The following is a 22,921-nucleotide window of genomic DNA, read 5'->3' on the forward strand; positions in this document are numbered from 1 at the left end:
CGGGAGGCTACCGGCGTCGTCTGGTCTCCCGCGGCCATTCCAGACCCACCGTCTCGTCCCGGCCCTGACGGTCAAAGTACGCCTGAAGTACCGCGCTGTGTGATGACGCCCGGCGTCGTGGGCTGACGGGGTGAGACCACCTTGAGCAGGCCGTGACGGCGGGCGAACGTGGGAAACTCCGTCCCTGTGCACGGGAGCCGATGGCCCGTCCGCCGCAGCGCATCGATGATCGCGCCGGCCCCGACCTCCGTCATCCTGCCCGCGCTACACGCGGTGGCCAGAAGCCAGATCGTCCCGTGCACGCTCAAGCCGTAGGCGCGGGCGACTCTGGTCGCGTCGCGATCGTCGGTCACCGCGGTCCCACCGTGAATTTCTGCGGCGGCGAAGACGCTGGCCTCGCCCATGTGGCGGGCGCCGGCACCAGTCCTGCGGACCCAGGCCGCGAAGCATCGGATCTCGGCCGCGTCGTCGAGCCCGATGACCCGCATCCAGTCCAGTCCCAGCGCGGAGTTGAGCATCGGGTGCCGCTCTGTTCCGGACCGTAGCTCGTCCAGAACGATCGGGGTGGTGGCACATGAGCTGTCCGCGACCACGTTCGCCAGGACGTCCAGCCGGTCGGCGAGCGCGAAGTGGTGCAGCACTGTGGTATCGAAGACCAGCACCGAGTTGCCGTCCGCTCCGGAGCCGGTCACAGCGGCAGATCGGCGTCGTCGCGCCGCGGCAGATCATCGGAGGTGATCTGCCCGTGCAGCAGTTCGACCGCACGGGGGCCGGTCACCAGATCGCGGCGCCACGCCTGCATCACCGCGTGCGAGTAGCCGGGCGGAACACGTACGCCGTTGAGGTCCGGCTGCGGTGCCCAGCCCACGGCGTCCATGAACTCCGCCTGGGTGGGCGTGACCTGGCTCAGACTGCGCCGCGTCGTGGCGTCGAGCCAACCGGCCAGCTCAGCTTGCCTGAGGGCGAGCGACCAGGATGTGCGGTACGTGGCGGCCAGGTGGATGATCTGCTCGCGCGGGTTGCCATCCGTACCGGGGCCGGAGAAGGCCGCCACCGGCAGCAGCAGCTCCGCCGCGAACGCATTGATCATGGACTCACGATCGGCCCGGGACAGGTGTACGGCCAGGTCACTGGAATATTCGTCTCCGAGTACGAGGTGACCGAGCTCGTGGGCGGCGGTGGCTCGCCGCCTGCCCGGGTCACCCTTGGCGCTCACCACCGCTACGGCGATGTCGCCGTCGATCAGGGAGGCGCCGTCACCCGGCAGGTCGATGACCAGGATGTACTGTCCGCAGCGCTCGCTGAACCCCATGAGTGTGGTGATCGGTTCCTTGCCGAGACCATGCGCCTCGCGTAGCCATCGTGCGGCCGTCCGGGCGTCGGCCTCCGATTCGACAGGTCCGGGATATCGCATCGGAGTGTTCGGACGTAGCGTTCCCGCCTCGATCATCTGGCGGACGTCGCCGAGCCAGGCGGACAGCGCGATGTCGAGACGTTGTGATCTGCGAGCGGCTTCGGCGTTGTTGTCTTCGGCGAGGAGTTCGGCACGGTGAGAGACGACGGCCGGCCGTCGATGCAGCAGATAGTCGATCGTGACATCGAGCGCGCTGGCAAGACGGACGAGTTCCAACGCGTCGACGCGTCGGGCACCGGCCTCGACCTTGGCGATCATCGTACGGTCAAGGCCGATTCGGGTGGCCAGTTCAGCCTGCGACAGGCCGACCCCGAGGCGTGCCTGCCGGATCTGCTCGCCAACCGTCGCCCAGTCGCCGTCATCGACCATGGTGCGATAATCGCACACCTCCTTCGTTCCGTGTTCCCGATCTGACTGTCGGTCAAGGGTGCCGGTGACGGCGAAGCCGAGGTGGAGGCGACGGTCGTGGCATGTGGATGCCTTCCCCCGGACGGTCGTGCCGCATACTGGCCCGGTGTTCACTCTCGCCCAGGCGCGTCATCTGGTTGCCACGCTGCGGCCGCGCGTCGACGAGCTGATCCGGCTGCGGGCCGACCTGGCCGAGCTGCGGGTCGACCTGGCCGACCACGGCGTCAGCGCGCTCGGCGGGCTGGCCGAGGTCAAGGCCCTGGAGGCGCGACTGCACCTGGTGGTGGACGAGTTCCACCAGCACGACATCGCGGTCAAGGGGATCGCCCCGGTGCTGCTCGACTTCCCGGGTGAGCGCGACGGCCGGGCGGTGCTCTGGTGCTGGCTGGAGGGGGACACCGACATCCGCTGGTACCACCGGGTCGAGTGCGGGTTCGCCGGCCGCCGCCCGGTCTGAGCCGGTCCGTGGGTGACGCGCGCCGGGCGGTGCCGTCCGACGCCGGTGAGCTGGTGCGGCTGCGCGGGCTGATGCTCGCCGGCATGAGCGGGGTGCCGACGCCGCCGGGCCGCTGGCAGGACGTCGCCCGGGACAATCTGCGGACCTGGTTGGCCGAGCCGGATCCCTGGCTCGCCGCCTTCGTGGCCGACGCGCCGGACGGCGCGTCGCTGGCGGCCTGCGCGGTGGGCACTGTGGAGCGGCGGCTCGGCGGGCCGGACGACCCGAGCGGCCTGGTCGGGTACGTCTTCAACGTCAGCACCGACCCGGCGTACCGCCGGCGCGGCCACAGTCGAGCCTGCGTGACCGCCTTGCTGGCCTGGTTCCGGGACCGGGGTGTGCGCCGGGTCGATCTGCGGGCCTCGGCGGCCGGCCGCCCGCTCTACCGCGCCCTGGGCTTCCGGGAGACCGCCGACCCGGCGATGCGGCTGACCTTCCCGGCGGAACAATCCTTCATACCGTTCCGCGAAACCGGCAACGATTTGTAGGCCTAAGTCGCTATGCGCGCCCGGCCGCAAATCGGTGATCTTCCATGCCCTGTGATCTTATTGATATCTATCTCTCACCACCACTTCACCCCCCCCAGGAGTGCGACGTGCGGAGATCCCGTCTTGCCACCCTCGCCCTGACCCTGGCCGCCTCGGTCGGGGTCACACTGTCTCTGGCCGCCCCCGTCCAGGCGGCCCCGTCCGACCGCTACGTCGCGCTCGGCGACTCGTACGCCTCCGGCGTCGGCGCCGACAGCTACACCTCCGAGAGCGGCAACTGTCTACGCAGCACGAACGCCTACCCAGCCCTCTACAACACCAACATCAAGCCCGCGTCGTACCGGTCGGTCGCCTGCTCCGGCGCCACCACCGCGGACGTCATCAATAGCCAGCTCTCCGCGCTCTCCTCGACCACGACCCTGGTCAGCATCACTGTGGGCGGCAACGACGTCGGCTTCGCCAACATCATGAGCACCTGCGTGCTCCAGGGCGAGACCCAGTGCGTGGCGGCCGTGCAGTCCGCCATGAACGTGGCGAGCACCGCGATGCCGGGACGCCTCGCCAACGTCTACAACGGCATCAAGAGCCGCGCGCCCTCGGCCCGTGTCGTGGTGGTCGGCTACCCGGTCTTCTACCAGCTCGGCACCACCTGCGTCGGGCTCAGCGCGACGTCCCGGGCGAAGATCAACGAGGGCATCAACCTGCTCGACGACATCACCCGTACGGCCGCCGTCTCGGCCGGCTTCACCTTCGCCGACGTCCGCTCGATCTTCGTCGGTCACCAGCTGTGCAGCTACGGCACGAAGTGGCTGCACGCGCTCAACGTGCTGAGCCTGAGCAAGTCGTACCACCCGACGGCGGCCGGCCAGTCCGGCGGCTACTACCCGGTCTTCCGGGCCGCCGCCGGCTGACCCGATCCATGGCAGCGGCACGCCTCCCGCGGGGGCGTGCCGCTGCGCCGTGCCCGGCGGCGGGTGCGCCCGTCAGGCCGGCAGGACCTTCTCGATCGCCGCGCGCAGCTCGGGCGAGTCCGGCGTGACCTGCGGGCCGAACCGGGCGGCCACCGTGCCGTCCGGCGCGACGAGGAACTTCTCGAAGTTCCAGCGCACGTCGCCGGTGTGCCCCTCGGCGTCCGGCGTGGACACCAGCTCCGCGTAGAGCGGGTGCCGGTCCGGCCCGTTGACGTCGACCTTCTCCGTCAGCGGGAACGTCACGCCGTAGTTGACCTGGCAGAACTCCTCGATCTCGGCGGCGCTGCCCGGCTCCTGGCCGGCGAACTGGTTGCACGGCACCCCGAGCACCGTCAGCCCGCGTCCGGCGTACGTGTCGGCGAGTTCCTGAAGGCCCGCGTACTGCGGGGTGAGGCCGCAGCGGGAGGCCACGTTGACCACGAGCAGGGCGCGGCCGCGGTAGCGGCCGAGGTCGGCCGGGCCGCCGGTGAGGGCGTCGATCTCGACGTCGAAAACGGTCATGGGACGAGGCTACGGGCCCCCGCGTCCACCGTCCCGCGTCACCCGTGAAATCGATGCATCTACATCTTGACGAAGTGGTGACGGCGTTAGTAGCGTCTCAGCAATCAATTTGGAAAGTTTCCTAACTATTGGAGGGACGCCGTATGAAGAGATCGCTCCGCCGGGCCCTGTGGGCCACCGGCGCCGTGGTCGCGCTCGCGGTCGCCGCGGTGCCCATGACCACCGCGTCGGCCGCGGGCAGCGTCACCGCCACGTTCGCCAAGGTGCAGGACTGGGGGACCGGCCACGAGGGGCGGGTGACCGTCACCAACGGCACCAGCTCCACCGTCAACGGCTGGCGCATCGAGTTCACGCTGCCCTCCGGCACCTCGATCAGCAGCTCCTGGGACGCCGACATCACCCGCAGCGGTGACCGCTACGTGGCGGTCAACAAGAGCTGGGCCGCGACGCTCGCCCCTGGTGCCAGCTTCAGCTGGGGCTACAACGGCACCGGCGCGTACAAGGCGCCGGTGAGCTGCACGATCAACGGCGGCTCCTGCACCGGCGGCGGCACGCCGACGACCACCGCGCCGACCACGACGCCGCCCACCACCACGCCACCGACCACCACGCCGCCGACCACCACGCCACCGACCACGCAGCCGCCCACCACGCCGCCGCCCGGTGGCAAGAAGATCGTCGGCTACTTCGCCGAGTGGGGCGTCTACGGCCGCAACTACCACGTCAAGAACATCCACACCAGCGGCTCGGCCGCGAAGCTGACCCACATCCTGTACGCCTTCGGCAACACCACCGGCGGCCGGTGCAGCATCGGGGACAGCTACGCCGACTACGAGAAGGCGTACACCGCGGCGGACAGCGTCGACGGCGTCGCCGACACCTGGGACCAGCCGCTGCGCGGCAGCTTCAACCAGCTGCGCAAGCTGAAGAAGATGTACCCGAACCTGAAGGTGCTCTGGTCCTTCGGCGGCTGGACCTGGTCCGGCGGCTTCACCCAGGCCGCGCAGAACCCGGCCGCGTTCGCCGACTCCTGCTACTCCCTGGTCAAGGACCCGCGCTGGGCGGACGTCTTCGACGGCATCGACATCGACTGGGAGTACCCGAACGCCTGCGGCCTCCAGTGCGACAGCAGCGGCCCGAACGCGTTCAAGAACGTGATCTCGGCGCTGCGGAGCAAGTTCGGCTCCAGCTTCCTGGTCACCGCGGCGATCACCGCCGACGGCAGCAACGGCGGCAAGATCGACGCCACCGACTACGCCGGCGCCGCGAACAACCTCAACTGGCTGATGCCGATGACGTACGACTACTTCGGCGCCTTCAACGCCCAGGGACCGACCGCGCCGCACTCGCCGCTCTACTCCTACGCGGGCATCCCGCAGCAGGGCTTCTGGTCGGACGCGGCGATCCAGAAGCTCAAGTCCAAGGGCATTCCGTCCAGCAAGCTGCTGCTCGGTGTCGGGTTCTACGGACGCGGCTGGACCGGCGTGACCCAGGCCGCACCCGGCGGCAGCGCCACCGGCGCGGCCCCGGGCACCTACGAGGCCGGCATCGAGGACTACAAGGTGCTCAAGAACAGCTGCCCGGCCACCGGCACCGTCGGCGGCACGGCGTACGCCAAGTGCGGCAGCAACTGGTGGAGCTACGACACCCCGTCGACCATCGGCGGGAAGATGAGCTACGCCAACAGCCAGGGCCTCGGTGGCGCGTTCTTCTGGGAGCTCTCCGGTGACACCAGCAACGGTGAGCTGATCGGCGCCATCAAGGGCGGTCTCGGCTGAGCCGAGGGCCGACGCACCACCCACCCGGCGGGGAGGGGCCGCACCGGCCCCTCCCCGCCCGCGTGCCGTCCTGGCCGAGCGCGCCGATCCGGGTCAGGATGGGGAGTCACCCGGCCACGCGGACCGGGTGTGGCACACTCGCCGCTCGACGAGTCCACGCGACGGGAGGACAGATGGGTCGCAGTCACCGGGGCCGGTTCGCCGGGCTCGCCCTCCTCGCGCTCCTGCCGGCGGCCCTGGCCGCCTGCGGCTCGGACGGCCAGGGCGGCGACACCCCGCCCAGCGGGAAGGCGCCGGCCGAGGAGGCGGCGGCGAAGAGCCGGGAACGTGTGCAGGCGTACCTGGACGCGCTGACCGCCCGCGACGCCGCCGCCGGCCGCAGTCAGCTCTGCGCGCCCATGCACGCCGCCTTCGACTCCGCCGCCACCGGCCCGAACGGCGACTTCGCCGACCACTTCACGGTGCCCGAGGCGACGATCACCGACGTCCGCTCCGGCCCGAACGGCCAGGAGGTCAGCGCCTCGATCACGGTTGCCGCCGGCTCGCGCAAGGCCGCCCGGTCGTTGCTGTTCACAGTCACCCGTAACGGCGCGGACTGGTGCATCTCCGGCGAGGTGCCCGGCGGCAACACCCCCGAGCCGGTCGTCAGCCCCTGACGGCCGCACCGGGTGTGGCGTCGATCTCCCAATCACCGGAACCGTCCCCCTCGGCGGCGAGTGGCCGCGACGGTCGCCGTACGCTTTCCTTCATGCGCCATGAGTGGCATCAGCTGAGTCACCCCGCCGTGGGCAGCCCTGGTCTGCAGACCAGCCGCCCGACCGCCGACTCCGCCGAGGACGCTGCCCTCGGCCTCGACCGCTGGCGGGAGCTGCCGCGCGCGCAGACCCCGCCCTGGGACGACCCGGCCCAGGTCGCCGAGGTCTGCCGGGTGCTGGACACGGTGCCCTCCGTGGTCGCGCCCTACGAGGTCGACCAGTTGCGGCAGCGGCTCGCGCTGGTCTGCGAGGGCAAGGCGTTCCTGCTCCAGGGCGGTGACTGCGCCGAGACCTTCGCCGACAACACCGAGAGCCATCTGCTCGCCAACGCCCGCACGCTGCTCCAGATGGCCATCGTGCTCACCTACGGCGCGTCGCTGCCGGTGGTCAAGGTCGCCCGGGTCGCCGGCCAGTACACCAAGCCCCGGTCCCTGCCGACCGACGCCCGGGGCCTGCCCGCCTACCGCGGCGACATGATCAATTCCCTGGAGGCCACGCCGGAGGCGCGGGTCGCCGACCCGCAGCGCATGATCCGGGCGTACGCCAACTCGGCCGCCGCGATGAACATGCTCCGGGCGTACCTGGCCGGCGGGCTGGCCGACCTGCACGCCGTGCACGACTGGAACAAGGACTTCGTCCGGCGGTCCCCGGCCGGCGAGCGCTACGACGCGATCGCCCGCGAGATCGACCGGGCGCTGGCCTTCATCCGGGCCTGCGGGATGACCGACGACGAGGCGCTGCGCACCGTCACGCTGCACTGCTCCCACGAGGCGCTGGCGCTGGAGTACGACCGGGCGCTGACCCGGATCTCCAACGGCAAGGCGTACGGCCTGTCCGGGCACTTCCTCTGGATCGGTGAGCGAACCCGGCAGATCGACGGCGCGCACATCGACTTCATCTCCCGCATCGCCAACCCGATCGGGGTCAAGCTCGGCCCGACGACCACCCCGGACGAGGCGATCGAGCTCTGCGAGAAGCTCAACCCGGACAACATCCCCGGCCGGCTCACGCTGATCAGCCGGATGGGCAACCACCGCGTCCGGGACGCGCTGCCGCCGATCGTCGCCAAGGTCACCGCCGCCGGGGCGAAGGTCGTCTGGCAGTGCGACCCGATGCACGGCAACACGCACGAGTCCTCCAACGGCTACAAGACCCGGCACTTCGACCGGATCGTCGACGAGGTGCTCGGCTACTTCGAGGTGCACCGGGGCCTGGACACCCACCCGGGCGGCCTGCACGTCGAGCTGACCGGCGAGGACGTCACCGAGTGCCTCGGCGGTGCCCAGGGCATCGAGGACCTCGACCTGCCCGACCGGTACGAGACCGCCTGCGACCCCCGGCTGAACACCCAGCAGTCGCTGGAGTTGGCGTTCCTGGTGGCGGAGATGCTCCGTGGCTGATGCGAGGAGTGAGCTTGCGAGCCCCGCAGTCGGCAGCCGGGGGAGGCACAGTGGCTGACGCGAGGAGTGAGCTTGCGAGCCCCGCAGTCGGCGGCCGGGGGAGGCACAGTGGCTGACGCGAGGAGTGAGGTCATCGATCTCCGGACGGACACCGTGACCCGGCCGACGCCGGGGATGCGGGCGGCGATGGCCGCCGCCGAGGTGGGCGACGACGTCTACGGCGAGGACCCCACAGTCACCGCGCTGGAGGCCGAGGTGGCCGCGCTGTTCGGTCACGAGGCGGCGCTGTTCGCCCCGAGCGGCTCGATGGCCAACCAGATCGCGCTCCAGTTGCACGTACCGCCCGGCGACGAGCTGCTCTGCGACGCCGACGCGCACGTGGTCACGTACGAGGTCGGCGCCGCCGCCGCGTACGGCGGGATCTCCTCGCGGACCTGGCCGGCGGTGGGCGCGGAGCTGGACCCCGACGTGGTCGCCGGGATGATCCGGCCGGACGGCTACTTCGCGGTGCCCACGCGGGCGATCGCCGTGGAGCAGACCCACAACCGGGGCGGCGGCGGGGTGATCCCGCTGCCGACGCTGCGCCGGATGCGGGAGGTCGCCGACGAGCACGGGGTGGCCCTGCACTGCGACGGCGCGCGGATCTGGCACGCGCATGTCGCCGACGGGGTGCCGCTGGCCGGGTACGGCGTGCTGTTCGACACGCTCTCGGTGTGCCTCTCCAAGGGCCTCGGCGCGCCGGTCGGCTCGCTGATCGTGGGTAGCGCGGAGAAGATCGCCCGGGCGCGGTTCCTGCGTAAGCGGATGGGCGGCGGCATGCGGCAGGTCGGCATCCTCGCGGCCGCGGGCCGGTACGCGCTGGCGCACCACGTCGAGCGGCTCGCCGACGACCACGTCAAGGCGGCCCGGCTGGCCGAGGCGGTCGCCCCGCACGGGGTGCTCGCGGCGGCGGTGCGCACAAACATCGTGCCGCTGGACCTGACCAAGCACCCGCTGGACGCGCACGCGCTGGCGGCGGCCGCGCGGGCGGAAGGGCTGCTGATCTCGGTGCTCGGCCCGCGTACCGCCCGGCTGGTCACCCACCTGGACGTCACCGACGCGCAGATCGACCGCGCCGCCACCATCCTGAACACCGCCCTGCGCGCCTGACCCCGCCCTCGCTCCCGCCCATCTAGGCGGTGATCAAGGAGTTCGTGTCCGGATCCGCGCCGCGGCGGTACACGAACTCCTTGATCACCGGAGTCAGGCGGGGGAGGGCGGGAGGGAGGGGAGGGGAGCGGCGGGCGGACCCGTCAGGGGTTGAGGCGCTTGAGGGTGGCTATGTCGGCGGCGTGGCCGATGTGCTTCTCCGTGGGGGTCTCCACCAGCACGGGCACGCCGGCGGTCGCCGGGTGGCGCATCAGCTCGGCGAACGCCGGCTCGCCGATGGTGCCCTTGCCGATGTTCTCGTGCCGGTCCCGGGTGGAACCGCACAGGTCCTTCGAGTCGTTCGCGTGCACCAGCCGCAGCCGGTCCGCGCCCACCGTGGCGACAAGCGTGTCGAGCGTGGCGGTCATGCCGCCTTCGGCGGCCAGGTCGTGACCGGCCGCCCAGGCGTGACAGGTGTCGAAGCAGACCCCGAGCATCGGGTGCCGGTCGACCGCGTCCAGGTAGGGGCCGAGATGCTCGACCCGGGACGCCAGTGACCGCCCGCCCCCGGCGCTCGGCTCGACCAGCAGCATCGGCCCGCCGGTGGCCGCGATCTCGTCGAGCAGCGGGAGCAGCGCCTCCCGGACCTGCCGCAGGGCCGCGTCGGCGTGACCGGCGTCGACAGCGCTGCCGGCGTGGAACACCACGCCCTCGGCGCCGATCGCCCGGCCCCGCCGCAGCGCGTGGGCCAGCGTCTCCGCCGACCGGGTCACCGTGGCCGGGGTGGGGGAGCCGAGGTTGACCAGCAGCGACGCGTGGATGAACACGGGCAGACCGCGCTCGCGGCACCCGTCGCGGAACAACGCGTCCTGCGCCGGGTCACCGGCCGGCAGCGCCCAGCCGCGCGAGTTCGAGACGTAGACCTGCACCACCTCGGACTCGGCCGCGTCCGCGTACGGCAGGGCCGCCCGGGCCAGGCCGCCGGAGGTGGGGGTGTGCGACCCCACCCGCCGGCGCCCGTCACATGCGCTCACAGGCACGTCACCGTGACTGTCGTACCCGGCGGCACCGGCGTGTTCTCGACCGGGTTCTGCAGCCGCGCGATGCCGTTCGGGTTGAGCTGGACGTTGACCGGGAAGCCCTGGCTCTCCAGCGTCTGCTTGGCCTGCTGGCAGGGCATGTCGATCACCCGGGGGACGGCCACCTGCGGCGGGCCCTTGCTGATCTCCAGCTTGACCTGGGCGCCCTTCTCCACACCGGTGCCGTCGGCCGGGCTCTGGCCGAGGATCTCGTCCTTCGGCTTGTCGGAGTCCTTGACGTTCTCCACCGGCTTCAGCCCGAGCTGCGCGAGGATGGTGCGCGCCTCGGCGAGGCTCTTGCCGACCAGGTCGGGCACCGTCACCGGGGCGCGGCCCTTGCTGAGGATCACCGTCACCTTCGCCCCGGGCTTGACCACGCTGCCCACCTTCGGGTCGGTGGCCAGCACCACACCCGCCGGCAGCGTGTCGTCGTACCGGGAGGAGCCCTTGGCCACGACCAGGTTGGCGCCCTCCAGCTCGGCCTGGGCCAGCGCGTAGTCCTTGCCCACCACGTCCGGCACCGGCAGCCGCTCCGGACCGAGCGACAGGGTCAGCGTGATCGTGCCGCCCTTGACGATCCGCGCGGCCGAGCCGGGAGACTGCCCGAGCACCGTGTCCTTGGGGACCTGCTCGTCGTGGCGCGGGGTGGCGTACTTCAGCGTGAAACCGCCGCGCTGGGCCTGCGCCTCCGCGTCGGCCTTGGTCAGGCTCACCATCTGCGGCGCGACCGTGTAGCGGCCCACGCCGAACCACCAGCCACCCACCGCGGCGACCAGGCCGAGCACCACGACCGCCGCGGCCACGGCCAGCCGTCCGCGCGGCGAGCCCATGATCCGGGTACGCAGGGCGGCGAGCCCGGTCCCCGGGCCGTCCTCCTCGACGGCGCGGCGCCGGTGCGGGCGCTGCGGGGCGCCGCTCTCGGGCAGCCGGGCCCACGCCGGGCGCTCGACCGGCTGGAGCGCGGCCACCATCTGGGTCGGCTGGCTCAGGACCGCGGTGTCGTCGCTGAGCTGCCGCAGCACAGTGGTGTGCGCGTGCGGGTTGCCCAGTTCCTCGCGGGCCGCCTGCACCTCGCTCAGCAGCGCCGCGGCGTCGGCCGGGCGGCCGGCCGGATCGCGCCGGGTGGCCCGGGCGACGAGCGCGTCGAGGGCCGGCGGCAGCGTCGGCACCAGCGTCGACGGCGCCGGTACGTCCCGGTCGACGTGCTGCCACGCGACCTCCACCGGACGGTCGCCGTCGTAGGGCACCCGGCCGGTGAGCATCTCGAACAGCACGATGCCGGCGGAGTAGACGTCGGTGCGCGGGTCCGCGTGGCCCTGGGTGACCAGCTCCGGCGCCACGTACGCCACCGTCGCCATGAGCTGGTTGCCGTTCTCGTCGCTGGCCTCGACGGCCCGGGCCAGCCCGAAGTCGGCCACCTTGACCACGCTGTCGACCAGGTTGCGGCTGCCGCCGGTGGGCACCTCGGCGACGAGCACGTTCTCCGGCTTGACGTCGCGGTGCACCAGGCCGGCCCGGTGCGCGGCGGCGAGCGCGGCGAGCATCTGCTCGGTGATCGCGAGCGCCTCGTCCGGGTTCAGCCGGCGGCGCTCGGCGAGCACGTCGCGCAGCGTGCGGCCGCGGACGTACTCCATCACCAGGTACGGCAGGCCGGCGTGGATGCCCTGGTCGTAGACCGCCACCACGTTCGGGTGGGTGAGCCGGGCGATCGTCTTCGCCTCGTCGGTGAAGCGTTCGACGAAGCCGGCCATCCGGGCCCGGGCCTGCGGCGCCTGGGTCGGGTGAATGATCTTGACCGCCACGGTGCGCTCCAGGCGCTCGTCGGTGGCGGTGTACACGGTCGCCATGCCGCCACGGGCGACGCGCCCGCGAATGCGGTAGCGCCCCTCGATCAGCGAGCCCAGCAACGTGTCGGCGACCTGTGTGTCCATCGGCAGGCAGTCTATGTGTCGGAAGGATGAAGGTAGAACAGGATGCTACCGCCGGGTTGCGACAAGGGGGGACCGCTGCGCTCCCGGCGGCGGTGCGGGGTGCCGTGCACCGGGTCCGGCGGGCACGTGGGAGGGTGGTCGGGTGACCGATTCCGTACCCGCCGAGACCGGCCCCGACCTGGCCGGACCGGCCGACCCGGCCGGCTGGCTGACGCTGCCCGACGTGGCCGAGCGCCTGGACCTGTCGATCAGCAAGGTGCACCAGATGATCCGCGACCGTGAGCTGATCGCGGTGCGCCGCGACGGCGTCCGCCGGATCCCGGCCGACCTGGTGGCCAACCGCACCGTGCTCAAGCACCTGCCCGGCGTGCTCAACCTGCTCGCCGACGCCGGGTACGACGACGAGGAGGCGCTGCGCTGGCTCTACCGGGAGGATCCCACCCTTCCCGGGACCCCCGCCGTGGCCCTCGGCGGCGACCTGGCCCGAGAGGTCAAACGCCGGGCCCAGGCCGACGCCTTCTAGCCCACCCCACCCCGGAACCCGTCGATCATGAAGTTGGCGGCACGATCGGAGATCGACTCCGCCGCCAACTTCATGATCGACGCCCTGAAGGCCGGGGCCGTTAGGCGGGGCGGCGGGTGGCGGCGATGGCCAGGTCGACCAGGGCCTGGCGGGCCTCGGTGTCCAGGTCGACAGCGGCGAGCGCGGCCAGGGCGCTCTCGGTGAGCGCGGTGATGTGCCGCTCGGCCCGCTCCAGCGCGCCGCTGGTGGTGATCAGCTCACGCAGCCGGTCCACCCCGGCCGCGTCCAGGTCCGGTACGCCGAGCCCGGCCAGCAGCGCCTCCCGGCCGGCCGGGTCGAGCGTCTCCAGGGCCGCCGCCACCAGGTACGTCCGCTTGCCCTCGCGCAGGTCGTCACCGGCCGGCTTGCCGGTGCGCTCCGGGTCGCCGAACACCCCCAGCACGTCGTCGCGGAGCTGGAACGCCTCACCCAGCGGCAGCCCGTACGCCGAGTACGCGGCGTGCACCTCGGGCGGCGCGCCGGCCAGCGCGGCGCCGAGCAGCAGCGGGCGCTCGACCGTGTACTTCGCCGACTTGTACCGGGCCACCTTCGCGGCCCGGTCCAGCGACGTGTCCCCGGTGGCCTGGGTCAGCACGTCCAGGTACTGCCCGACGGTCACCTCGGTACGCATCTCGTCGAAGACCGGCCGGGCCCGGGCCACGGTGGCCGGCGGCAGGCCGGAGGCGTGCAGCAGCTCGTCGGACCAGACCAGGCACAGGTCGCCCAGCAGGATCGCCGCGGCGTCGCCGAAGGAGTCCGCGTCGCCGCCCCAGCCGGCCGCGCGGTGCCGGGCGGCGAACCGCCGGTGCATCGCCGGCTCGCCGCGCCGGGTGTCCGACCGGTCCATCAGGTCGTCGTGGATCAGCGCGCTGGCCTGCACGAACTCAAGCGCGGCCAGGGTGGCGACGACCTGGTCGGAGTCGACCCCGCCGGCGCCCCGGTAACCCCAGTAGCCGAACGCCGGGCGCAGCCGCTTGCCGCCGCCCAGCACGAACGCCTCGATCGCCTCGGCGACGGGCAGCAGGCCGTCGTCGACGGCGGTCAGCCAGCCGCGCTGGCCGGCGAGGAACTCGGTCAGCGCCTTGTCGATCCGCTGGCGCAGGCCGGCGCGGTCGACGGGGGATACGGGAGCAGCGTGGGTCACGCCACGACGCTAGCGGGTCACATCCGTTCTCGTCGTGCCCGGCGTCCCGGCGTGCCTCGTGGCTCACCGGGACGGACGGTCGCGCAGGTGGCGCGGCAGGTACGGGCGGGCCGCGGTGAGCGCTCGCGCGTATCCCCGGGTGGCCGGACCGGGCGGCGCGTGCGCCAGGCCGCGGCGGAACGCGGTGAGCTGGCCGACGGCCCGGTGGGAGCCGGACCGGACCGCGTCGAGCAGCGCCTCGCCGGCCACCGCGCACGCCTCGGGCACCGCGCCCAGGCCCAGGTGACCGCGGGCCAGCCAGCCGCCGTACACCGCCGACCGGCGCGGGCGGCCCGGCGCGCTCACCACTGGCGTCAGCAGCGGCACGGCGGCGGCCGGACGGCCCAGCGCGACGAGCGTGCGCCCGGTCATCGCCGCCAGTTCGTCCGCGTCGAGCCAGTAGAGCCAGGGCGGCTCCCGGCCGGGCTCCGGCGTGCCGGCCCGATCCGCCCCGGCCAGCGCCTGCCCGGCGGTGCGGGGACGCCCGGCGAGTGCGGCGGCGAGCGCCACCCGGTGCAGCAGCAGCGCCCGCAGGCCGGGTGAGGCGGTGGCGCGGCCGGCGGCGTACCCGATGCGGGCCAGGACCAGCGCGCCGGTCGGGTCGCCGGCGTCGGCCAGCAGGTGACTGGCCGACGCGAGCACGTACCCGGCCAGCGGCGGCTGCCCGGCGGCCACCGCCGCCCGCAGCGCCAGCCGGTACGCGACCAGCCCTCCGCCGTGGTCGCCCGCGTCGGTGGCCAGCCAGCCGGCGAGTTGCGCCGACTCGGCGAGCGCGGGCAGCATCGCCCGCCGGGCGGCGGGCCCGGCGCGCCGGTAGCCGCGGACCGCCCGCCGCAGCCGGCGGGCGCCGTGCCCGGCGAGGTCGCCGCCGCCGAGCAGGTCGTCCCAGCGCCGCAGCGTGGCGAGCGTCACCCCGTCCGCCGGATGACCTCGACCGGAACCGGCAACGGCGGGCTCGTCCGCACCGCGCGGGACGTGGACGCCGAGCGGCCCGGGCTCGTCCGCGACCGGCGCGACCGGGCCGTGGCGGCCGGGCCGGTGCTCGTCGTCCCGTCCGGGACGGCCGGGCAGCAGCGGCGGCGGTGCGGCGGTGAACGGGCCGGCCGGCGTGCGGCCACGCGGGTCGGCCGCCCAGCGGTACGCGAGCGTGAGCAGCGCCAGCCGGGCGCGGGATCCGGCCGGGTCGACCGCGGCCGGCGCCACGCCCAGCCGGCGGCTGCGGGCGGCGGCCTCGGCCAGCAGCTCGCCCGGCACCCCCAGGACCGTCGCCAGCCAGGCGGCCCAGAAGTCGCCGGGAAGCCGCAGCTGGCGTTCCCAGCGGGACACCTCGTTCCGGGTCAGCGTGGGCACGCCGGAGGCGGCGCAGAGCTCGGCGGCCATCCGCTGCTGGCTCCAGCCACGGGCGGCCCGCAACTCGGCCAGCAGCGGCCCGAGCAGGCGCGGGCCCGGCGGCGGGGACGGGATCATCGGAACCTCCGGGGCGACGGCGCGGATGGCGACGCCCGGCCAGGTGGTGGCGCCGGCGCGTCGCCGTCGTGGCGACCCCCGCGCGGGCCCCCGGGACCGGCCGCCGGCCGCCCCACCGCGCTGCCGTCTTTCTACCCCCGGGGTACGACGTCGCGCCGGGGCAGGTGTTCGCGGGCTGGGAAGATTCCCGGTGCGGCGTGCCGTCCCGGTTACAGTCGGTCCGTGGCGCTCGGTCTTCCCTCGGTCCTTCCCAATCCCCAGCCGGCCATCGGGGAGCTGATCCGTGACGGCCGTCCCACGTTCTCCTTCGAGTTCTTCCCGCCGAAGACCCAGGCCGGGGAGAAGCTGCTCTGGCAGGCCATCCGCGAGCTGGAGTCGCTGCGTCCCTCGTTCGTGTCGATCACCTACGGCGCGGGCGGCTCGACCCGCGACACCACCGTGGCGGTGACCGAGCGGATCGCCACCGAGACGACTCTGCTGCCGATGGCGCACCTGACCGCGGTGAACCACTCGGTGGCCGAGCTGCGGCACGTGATCGGCCGGCTGGCCTCGGTCGGGGTGCGCAACGTGCTGGCCGTGCGGGGTGACCCGCCGGGTGACCCGGGCGGCGAGTGGATCGCCCACCCCGAGGGCGTCCGGTACGCCGAGGACCTGGTCCGGCTGGTCCGCGACAGCGGCGACTTCAGCGTCGGCGTGGCCGCCTTCCCGTACAAGCACCCGCGCTCGCCGGACGTGGACAGCGACACCGCGCACTTCGTCCGCAAGTGCCGGGCCGGCGCGGAGTTCGCGATCACCCAGATGTTCTTCGACGCCGACGAGTACCTGCGCCTGCGCGACCGGGTGGCCGCCGCCGGCTGCGACACGCCGATCCTGGCCGGGGTGATGCCGGTGACCCAGATCGGCACCATCGAACGGTCGGTGCAGCTGTCCGGCGCGCCGTTCCCGCCGGCGCTGGCGCAGCGGTTCGAGCGGGTGGCCGACGACCCGGAGGCGGTACGCCGCCTCGGCGTGGAGCAGGCCAGCGAGATGTGCGAGAAGCTCCTCGACGAGGGCGTGCCGGGGATCCACTTCATCACGCTCAACCGGTCCACCGCGACCCGGGAGGTGTGGCAGCGGCTGCGCGCCGCCGCACGGGTGTGACCACCCGCCACACGCCACCCGCGCCGTGCTTCTACGGTTGATCCGTGGTGGGCACACAGCTGAACTGGGACCAGTACGCGACCGCGTGGGCGCGGCTGCACGGCGGCTTCGATCCGCGTACCGCCGCGCCGGTGGTGCGCGCCTGGCTGCGCTTCGCCTACCACGTGGGCTACGTGCTGGGCCGGCTGCGCGTCGGCCCGACCCCGGTGACCGTGTTCGGCGTGCTGCTCTGCTTCTGCGTACCCCTGTTCGTGGAGCGGCCCGGCAACGGGCCGTTCCTGGGCGCGTTGTTCGTGCTGCTGGCTGCCGTGGCAGACAGCGTCGACGGCGCGGTGGCGGTGGCCACCGGCCGCACCACCCGGCTGGGCTACGTGTACGACTCGGTCGCCGACCGGCTCGGCGAGGTGGCCTGGCTGGTCGCGTTCTGGCTGCTCGGCGCGCCGGGCGCGCTGGTCGCCGCGGCCGGTGGCCTGTCCTGGCTGCACGAGTACGTGCGGGCGCGGGCGGTGTCGGCCGGGATGCGCGAGATCGGCGCGGTGACGGTGGGGGAGCGGCCGACCCGGGTCTGCGTCGCGCTGGTCGGGCTGCTGGTCGCCGGGCTCACCGGGCTGATCGACGCCGACCTGACCGCCGGCACCATCACCATGGCCACCACGGTCTGGGTGCTGCTCGCCGGATTCGGCCTCGGCCAGTTGCTCTCCGCCGTCCGCCGCGCCCTGGTCGACGCCGGCTGACCGCCCCCGCGGGTGTTAATAAGGGGCCCTTCCTCTACCGGAGGCGTTAATAGGGGGCCCTTCCTTACCAGGCCGGGCCGACCGCCTCCGCGACGATCTCCGCGGACAGCGCGACCATGGGCAGGCCGCCGCCCGGATGGCTGGAGCCGCCGACCAGCCAGAGCCCGGCCGCCGGGCCCCGGTTGGCCGGGCGCAGCAGCCCGCCCGCGGTGCCGTAGATCGCCCCGCCCGGCGCGCCGGTGGCCGCGTCCAGATCGGCCGGGGTGCGGATCTCCCGGAACACCAGCCGGTCCCGCACGTCGGCCCCACGCTCGGCCAGCACGTCGAGGATCCGGTCCGCGTACGCCTCGGCCAGGCCGGGCCGGCGCCAGTCCACGGCGCTCGCGGCGGTGCCGTGCCGGGGCGCGTTGACCAGCACGAACCACGCCTCGTGGCCGTCCGGCCGGACCGCCGGGTCGTCGGCCGCGGTGACGAACACGGTCGGGTCGGGCGCCGGGCGGGCCCGCACCCCGCGACCCGGGTCACCGAACACGGCGTCGAACTCGGCGTCGTAGTCGCGGGGGAAGAAGACGGTGTGGTGGGCCGGCCCGGAGTCGCCGCGTACGCCCAGCAGCAGCACGAACCCGGCCAGGCTGCGGTCGGTGAGCGCGGCCAGCCGGCGCGGGTCGGGCAGCAGATCCCGGTAGACGGTGAGCGCGTCCACGTTCGCCACCACCACGTCGGCGGGCACCGGCGCGGCCATCCCGGCCACGCGTACCCCGTGCACCCGTCCGCCCGCGGCGTCGATCCGGGTGACGGTGGCGCCGGTGCGTACCACCACGCCCAGGTCCAGGCAGCGCGACAGCAGCGCGTCGGCGAGCGTGCCCAGCCCGCCGCGCAGGTACCAGCCGCCGTACGCCAGCTCGGCGTAGGGCACGGCGACGAGCGCGGCCGGGGCGCGGCGCGGGTCGGCGCCGGTGTACGTGGCGTACCGATCGAGCAGCATCCGCAGCCGCGGGTCGGACAGGTGGCGGCGGCCCAGCCCGCGCAGACTGCGGCCGGGGCCGATGGCGGCCAGGTCGCCCAGCCGCCAGGCCAGCGCCGCCAGGTCACGGGGCGAGTCGACGGTACGGCGCAGGATGTCCCGGTGCGAGGCCGCCCACACCCGGCCGGCGCGCCGCCACAGCCCCCGCCAGTCGGCGGCGGACCGGTCGCCGAACGCGGCGCCGATCCGGGCGGCGAACTCGTCCGGGTCGGCGCAGGAGTCGAGCGTGGGCCCGCCGCCGGGGAAGACGTGCCGCACGATCGGGTCCAGCGGAACCAGGTCGAGGTACTCGTCGAGCTTCGCCCCGGTCGCCTCGAACAGGTCGTGGAAGACCTGCGGCAGCGTGAACAGGCTCGGACCGGTGTCGAAGTGCCACACCCCCTCCGGGGTGTGGTGGGCGTACCGGCCGAGCTTGCCCCCGACCGTGCCGGCCCGTTCGAGGACGGTGACCTCGTGCCCGGTGACCGCGAGCCGGGCGGCGGCGGCGAGCCCGCCCACCCCGGCGCCGATGACCACGATGCGCGCCATGGCGTGCCCCTCCTAGGTGACCGGGCGACCCCGCCAGGTGAGCCGGTGTCGCTTCCGCAGATGGTACGACCGGACGGTCAGCCAACCGAGGACCACGACCGACACGGGGTGGCCCAGCGCGTCGGGCCACGCCCGCCCGCCGGTGGCGCGGGCGCTCACCACCCGTCCGGCGACGCCGGCCAGGTAGGCCAGGAACGCCACAGCGGCCACCGCCGGCGCGCCGGCGAGCAGCGCCCCGGCGGCCAGCAGCGGCGGCGCGACGTAGAGCGCGAACAGCAGCGTCAGCACGGCCGCCGCGGCGGCCGGGTGCCCGAACGTCGCCCACAGCGACTTGGTGTAGCCGTCGCGCAGCTGCGGCCAGGTGTCGTACATCCGGCAGGACGCCAGCCGGGATCCGTCGGCCAGCGCGATCCGCCCGCCGGCCCGCTTCACCGCCCGGGCCAGCTCGATGTCCTCCAGCACCTTGTCGGCCACCGCCGCGTGCCCGCCGGCCCGCAGGTAGCCGGCCCGGTCCACGACCAGGAACTGCCCGCCCGCCGCGGCCAGCGAGGGCCGCCGCGAGCGTTCCATCGCGCGCAGCGGCAGGAACGTCAGCCACAACCACTGCAACAACGGCTGCACCAGCCGGTCGGCCGCCGTCCGCACCACGATCCGGGGGTACGGCGACAGCAGCGCCGCGTCCGCCGCGCGCAACTCGGTCACCGCCGCCGCCACCGCGTACGGGGTGAGCACCACGTCGGCGTCGACGAAGGCCAGCACGGCCGGTTCCGGGCCGGTACGGGTGGCGAGCTGCCAGCAGGCGTGCGGCTTGCCCAGCCAGCCGGGCGGCGGGGCGACGCCGGTGAGCAGCGTGACCCGGGGATCGTCACCGGCCACCGCGCGGACCACGTCGCCGGTGCCGTCGGTCGAGCCGTCGTCGAGCACCACGATCCGCAGGTCCGGTACGCCGCGCTGGGCCAGCAGCGCGCGCAGGCACGGGGTGACCCGCTCGGCCTCGTCGCGCAACGGCAGCAGCACCGCCACCGGCTCGGTCACCTCGGCCGGGCCGGCGGTGGGGCGGCGCAGCCAGGCGTACGCGTTGACCAGCGTGTGCCCGGTGAGCACGGCGACCGCCACGGCCGGCGCGAGGGCGGCGATCATGCCGGGGCGTCGACGCGCGGCGCCGGCTCGGGCGTGCCGGCCCGGTCCTGGCGGGCCCGCCACAACGTCACCGCCAGCGGCACCGCCGCCACCGCCATCCCGGCCGCGCCCCACAGCGCCGACGCGGGCAGCCGCAGGAACACCGCGTGCGCCAGCACGCTGGAGGCGTACGTCCAGAGGTAGAGCGCGAACATCGGGGCGTCCCGGCCGTCGACCCGGTCTGCCGGCGGCCCGGCGAGCGGGCGCAGCGCGACTGCGAGCAGCACCGCGAAGCCCAGCCAGCCCAGGTAGTTGCTGACCGGGATGCCGGGCAGCCCGGGCAGCGCCGGGGTGGCGTCGAGCCAGGTCCAGTAGCCCTCGGCCACCATCTGCGGGTCGAGGAACAGGTCCCAGGCGGCCAGCCCGACCGCCGAGAGCGCGATCCGCGCGACCCGGGAACGGACCAGCCGGACCGCGGTGAGCCAGGCCGGCCAGGCCATCCAGGTCCAGGCGAGCGGGATGATCAGCGGCACCCCGGCCAGCTTCGGGCCCAGTTCACCCGAGTAGTCGTAGCTGCCGAACGGGAACCCGGTGGCCACGCCGATCGCCTCCACCGCGAACCCGCCGCCGGTGACGACCGCGACCAGCGCGCCGGCGGTACGGGCGCCGCGGGTGAGCAGCGCGTGGCCGACCGAGAGCAGCCACCCGAGCACCACGGTGGCCACTGTCAGCCCGGCCCGGGTCGCGCCGCCGGTGAGGGGGTAGCAGATCTGGGCGAGCACCAGCACGGCCAGCAGCGCCCAGGGCAGCCGCGCGCTCTTCACGACTGGTCCGCGGGCAGCGGCAGATCCCGGCCGAGCACGCCGAACGGCCGCTCGTCGCCGGGGAAGTGGAAGTGGCGCAGGACGTCGACGAAGCCGAACCGGCGGTACAGCCGCCAGGCCCGGGACTTCTCCTCGTCGGCCTCCGGCGTGGACAGCAGCGTGGTGTCGCCCTCGGCCACGGCGAGCAGCGCGCGCAACTGGCGGGCGCCCAGGCCGTGCCCCTGCGCGGGCGGGCGGACGTGCAGCTCGACCACCTCGAACGGGTGGGTCAGCCAGCGCTGCCGGTCCTGCGCGTTCAGCGCCCGGTGCACCTGGTCGTGCCACCACTGCCCGGTGGCGCCCCGGTAGCCGTACCCGAACCCGGCCAGGTGCCCCTCGCTGGTCAGACTGGCGACGGCGCGGAAGCCGGGACGGCGGACGTGGGTGGCGATGTAACCGCGGCGGGCCTCCAGCAGGTCGGGCCGGTAGCCCATCGCCTCGCCGTAGACGGCCACCACGTCGTCCAGCCGCCGGACCAGGTCGTCCGGTGTCCACCGCACCAGCCTCATGCGTGCCCTCTCGATGTTTCCGGGTCGCCTTCGGCGGCGGCCCAGCCGAGCACCGTACGGTCGCCGACCACGTCGCCCACCGCGAACCGCGCGAACAGTTCCTCCGCGTACCAGCCCTCGGCGGGGGTACGGGTGATCGCGGCGCGGTGCTCCGGGGAACGGTACGCGAACGCGACCAGGTCCGCCGGGTCGCGCCACACGCTCACCGTGCCCTGCCAGCCCAGCGGCGCCTCGCCGACGCCGAACCGGGCGAGCAGGCCGGGCGCGGTGTGCAGCTCGGCGGCGACCGGCGGGATCGCGCGCCAGAACGTGGCCGCGCGGCGGGCCCGCAGCCGGGCCCGGGTCAGCGCCAGCACCGGCCCGGTGACCCGGCCGCCGGACGGCGTGCCGAACGGCTCCCGGCCGGACCACCGGCCGCGGCTGGTCAGCGGGCGCAGGTCCACCCGTACCGCGGCGCGGGCGATCCGGGACCAGGAGCGGGCGACCGGGGAGGCGTCGAAGCCGTCCGCGCCGGCGGGGGAGTCCCAGACCACGAGCGCGGCCCACCGGGTCAGGTCGGCGTCGCCGGGGCCGAAGCCGGTGCCGGTCCCGGTGCCGAGCAGCTTGGCGAAGCGCACGCCTGGTAGCCGGCGCAGCCGTGCCGGGTGGGTGGCCATCCGGGCCGGCACACCGGGTACGGCCCGGCGGGGCACACGCCACACGTGCAGCGTGACGAGTCCGGGGTTCACGCCACCTCGGCCGGGGTGCCGGCGGTGATCCGCAGCAGTTCCGCGTACGTGGTGGGGAACACCGCCCGGGGTACGCCGCCGGCCGCCCACACCTCGTCGTACCCGGCCAGCGCGGTGTCGACGACGGTCCGCAGCGGCGCGGGGTGGCCGACCGGGGCGACGCCGCCGATCACCTGCCCGGTGTGCCGCTTGACGAACTCCGGGGTGGCCCGGCGCAGGTGGGTCACGCCCAGCGTGGCGGCCAGCCCGGCGGTGTCCACCCGGTGCGCGCCGGAGGTGAGCACCAGCAGCGGCGCGTCGTCCGCGTCGAAGACCAGCGAGTTGGCGATGGCGCCGACGGCGACGCCGAGCGCCTCGGCCGCCGCGGCCGCGGTGTGCACCGCCTCGGGCAGCAGTCGGACGAGGCTGGCCTCGCCCGATCCGTTCCGCGCGCCCGCGTCGTCGAGCGCGCGCTGCACCGCCTGCACGTTCGGGTGTGGCTGCATGCACCCATTCTTCCCCCACCCCGGTACCGCCCCGCCGGGGGTCGTCGCCCTCCCGTGCGTCCCCGGCGCGTCACACGTTGCGTTTTCGTCGGTGGGGAGGTGTACTGTCAGGGTAGTTAGAACGAGTGTTCGATTCCGGCTCGATGTCAGGTTCGCCTCAAACGGCAAGCGGCTCAGCTCCCCGGCTGGCCCGGCCTGATCCGAGCCGGTCGCGCACCCGTCGAACGCTC

23 protein-coding genes are annotated in these 22,921 nt (G+C 74.0%); 10 read left to right on the plus strand and 13 right to left on the minus strand.

Going from position 1 to position 22,921, the window contains the following annotated elements; all coding sequences use genetic code 11:
• Positions 1-71 precede the first annotated feature (71 nt).
• Together ABIH81_RS16730 and ABIH81_RS16735 are read right to left on the minus strand one after the other, a co-directional pair.
• Positions 72-692 (minus strand): hypothetical protein, encoded by a 621-nt coding sequence (locus ABIH81_RS16730; protein WP_349875868.1) that lies wholly within the window; start codon positions 690-692, stop codon positions 72-74.
• Positions 689-1,783, minus strand: coding sequence for an XRE family transcriptional regulator (locus tag ABIH81_RS16735; protein ID WP_349875869.1), 1,095 nt, complete (start codon positions 1,781-1,783; stop codon positions 689-691). The genes ABIH81_RS16730 and ABIH81_RS16735 overlap by 4 nt, the downstream gene beginning before the upstream one ends.
• 145 nt (positions 1,784-1,928) lie before the next feature.
• On the opposite strand from ABIH81_RS16735, the gene ABIH81_RS16740 reads away from it, so the two are divergent.
• The 3 genes from ABIH81_RS16740 to ABIH81_RS16750 all read left to right on the plus strand — a co-directional run bounded on the left by ABIH81_RS16740 (position 1,929) and on the right by ABIH81_RS16750 (position 3,717).
• The gene (locus ABIH81_RS16740) at positions 1,929-2,279 is read left to right on the plus strand and encodes a DUF2203 domain-containing protein (RefSeq protein WP_036342567.1); all 351 of its coding nucleotides are present in this window, start codon (positions 1,929-1,931) and stop codon (positions 2,277-2,279) included.
• Between the two features lie 8 nt (positions 2,280-2,287).
• Positions 2,288-2,806: a GNAT family N-acetyltransferase gene (locus tag ABIH81_RS16745; protein ID WP_349875870.1), complete on the plus strand. Its 519-nt coding sequence runs from the start codon at positions 2,288-2,290 to the stop codon at positions 2,804-2,806.
• Positions 2,807-2,913: 107 nt separating this feature from the next.
• Positions 2,914-3,717: an SGNH/GDSL hydrolase family protein gene (locus ABIH81_RS16750; RefSeq protein ID WP_349875871.1), complete on the plus strand. Its 804-nt coding sequence runs from the start codon at positions 2,914-2,916 to the stop codon at positions 3,715-3,717.
• A gap of 72 nt (positions 3,718-3,789) precedes the next feature.
• Here the strand turns inward: ABIH81_RS16750 and ABIH81_RS16755 are convergent, their stop codons facing one another.
• Positions 3,790-4,278, minus strand: coding sequence for a glutathione peroxidase (locus tag ABIH81_RS16755; RefSeq protein ID WP_349875872.1), 489 nt, complete (start codon positions 4,276-4,278; stop codon positions 3,790-3,792).
• Between the two features lie 143 nt (positions 4,279-4,421).
• Here ABIH81_RS16755 and ABIH81_RS16760 point away from each other — a divergent pair, with 143 nt between their 5' ends.
• The 4 genes from ABIH81_RS16760 to ABIH81_RS16775 all read left to right on the plus strand — a co-directional run bounded on the left by ABIH81_RS16760 (position 4,422) and on the right by ABIH81_RS16775 (position 9,360).
• Positions 4,422-6,056: a glycosyl hydrolase family 18 protein gene (locus ABIH81_RS16760; RefSeq protein WP_349875873.1), complete on the plus strand. Its 1,635-nt coding sequence runs from the start codon at positions 4,422-4,424 to the stop codon at positions 6,054-6,056.
• 173 nt (positions 6,057-6,229) lie between these two features.
• Positions 6,230-6,712: a hypothetical protein gene (locus ABIH81_RS16765; protein ID WP_349875874.1), complete on the plus strand. Its 483-nt coding sequence runs from the start codon at positions 6,230-6,232 to the stop codon at positions 6,710-6,712.
• Between the two features lie 92 nt (positions 6,713-6,804).
• Positions 6,805-8,211 carry a class II 3-deoxy-7-phosphoheptulonate synthase gene (locus ABIH81_RS16770; protein ID WP_013475760.1) on the plus strand — a complete coding sequence of 469 codons (1,407 nt, stop codon included), beginning with the start codon at positions 6,805-6,807 and terminating at the stop codon, positions 8,209-8,211.
• 174 nt (positions 8,212-8,385) lie between these two features.
• Positions 8,386-9,360, plus strand: coding sequence for a GntG family PLP-dependent aldolase (locus tag ABIH81_RS16775; RefSeq protein ID WP_349881130.1), 975 nt, complete (start codon positions 8,386-8,388; stop codon positions 9,358-9,360).
• Between the two features lie 143 nt (positions 9,361-9,503).
• On the opposite strand, the gene ABIH81_RS16780 is transcribed toward ABIH81_RS16775, so the two are convergent.
• A complete protein-coding gene (locus ABIH81_RS16780; RefSeq protein ID WP_349875875.1) occupies positions 9,504-10,373 on the minus strand; it encodes a deoxyribonuclease IV in 870 nt (289 codons plus the stop codon).
• Complete coding sequence (locus tag ABIH81_RS16785) at positions 10,370-12,349, minus strand: PASTA domain-containing protein (RefSeq protein ID WP_349875876.1); 1,980 nt, start codon at positions 12,347-12,349, stop codon at positions 10,370-10,372. The genes ABIH81_RS16780 and ABIH81_RS16785 overlap by 4 nt, the downstream gene beginning before the upstream one ends.
• A 142-nt stretch (positions 12,350-12,491) precedes the next feature.
• On the opposite strand from ABIH81_RS16785, the gene ABIH81_RS16790 reads away from it, so the two are divergent.
• Positions 12,492-12,872 carry an Rv2175c family DNA-binding protein gene (locus ABIH81_RS16790; protein ID WP_349875877.1) on the plus strand — a complete coding sequence of 127 codons (381 nt, stop codon included), beginning with the start codon at positions 12,492-12,494 and terminating at the stop codon, positions 12,870-12,872.
• 100 nt (positions 12,873-12,972) lie between these two features.
• Here ABIH81_RS16790 and ABIH81_RS16795 read toward each other — a convergent pair whose 3' ends face one another.
• Entirely contained in the window at positions 12,973-14,055 is a 1,083-nt protein-coding gene (locus ABIH81_RS16795; RefSeq protein ID WP_349875878.1) for a polyprenyl synthetase family protein, read from the minus strand.
• Positions 14,056-14,118: 63 nt separating this feature from the next.
• The gene (locus tag ABIH81_RS16800) at positions 14,119-15,561 is read right to left on the minus strand and encodes a helix-turn-helix transcriptional regulator (RefSeq protein ID WP_349875879.1); all 1,443 of its coding nucleotides are present in this window, start codon (positions 15,559-15,561) and stop codon (positions 14,119-14,121) included.
• 222 nt (positions 15,562-15,783) lie between these two features.
• On the opposite strand from ABIH81_RS16800, the gene metF reads away from it, so the two are divergent.
• Both metF and ABIH81_RS16810 read left to right on the plus strand, forming a co-directional pair.
• The gene (gene metF / locus ABIH81_RS16805; RefSeq protein WP_091420872.1) at positions 15,784-16,701 is read left to right on the plus strand and encodes a methylenetetrahydrofolate reductase [NAD(P)H]; all 918 of its coding nucleotides are present in this window, start codon (positions 15,784-15,786) and stop codon (positions 16,699-16,701) included.
• 44 nt (positions 16,702-16,745) lie between these two features.
• Complete coding sequence (locus ABIH81_RS16810) at positions 16,746-17,435, plus strand: CDP-alcohol phosphatidyltransferase family protein (RefSeq protein ID WP_013287633.1); 690 nt, start codon at positions 16,746-16,748, stop codon at positions 17,433-17,435.
• A 64-nt stretch (positions 17,436-17,499) separates the two neighbouring features.
• Here ABIH81_RS16810 and crtI read toward each other — a convergent pair whose 3' ends face one another.
• Genes crtI through ABIH81_RS16840 form a run of 6 tightly spaced genes read right to left on the minus strand, consistent with a single transcriptional unit; the run spans position 17,500 to position 22,691 of the window.
• Entirely contained in the window at positions 17,500-18,987 is a 1,488-nt protein-coding gene (gene crtI / locus ABIH81_RS16815) for a phytoene desaturase family protein (RefSeq protein ID WP_349875880.1), read from the minus strand.
• A 12-nt stretch (positions 18,988-18,999) separates the two neighbouring features.
• Positions 19,000-20,127 (minus strand): glycosyltransferase family A protein, encoded by a 1,128-nt coding sequence (locus ABIH81_RS16820; protein WP_349875881.1) that lies wholly within the window; start codon positions 20,125-20,127, stop codon positions 19,000-19,002.
• Positions 20,124-20,930, minus strand: a complete 807-nt coding sequence (locus ABIH81_RS16825; protein WP_349875882.1) for a carotenoid biosynthesis protein — start codon at positions 20,928-20,930, stop codon at positions 20,124-20,126. Before ABIH81_RS16825 ends, ABIH81_RS16820 begins: the two co-directional genes overlap by 4 nt.
• Positions 20,927-21,478: a GNAT family N-acetyltransferase gene (locus ABIH81_RS16830; protein WP_349875883.1), complete on the minus strand. Its 552-nt coding sequence runs from the start codon at positions 21,476-21,478 to the stop codon at positions 20,927-20,929. Before ABIH81_RS16830 ends, ABIH81_RS16825 begins: the two co-directional genes overlap by 4 nt.
• Positions 21,475-22,206 carry a monooxygenase gene (locus tag ABIH81_RS16835; RefSeq protein WP_349875884.1) on the minus strand — a complete coding sequence of 244 codons (732 nt, stop codon included), beginning with the start codon at positions 22,204-22,206 and terminating at the stop codon, positions 21,475-21,477. Before ABIH81_RS16835 ends, ABIH81_RS16830 begins: the two co-directional genes overlap by 4 nt.
• A complete protein-coding gene (locus ABIH81_RS16840; RefSeq protein ID WP_349875885.1) occupies positions 22,203-22,691 on the minus strand; it encodes a YbaK/EbsC family protein in 489 nt (162 codons plus the stop codon). Before ABIH81_RS16840 ends, ABIH81_RS16835 begins: the two co-directional genes overlap by 4 nt.
• Positions 22,692-22,921: the final 230 nt, after the last annotated feature.

The organism is Micromonospora sp. HUAS YX12, assembly GCF_040215685.1.
Taxonomy (GTDB): domain Bacteria; phylum Actinomycetota; class Actinomycetes; order Mycobacteriales; family Micromonosporaceae; genus Micromonospora; species Micromonospora tulbaghiae.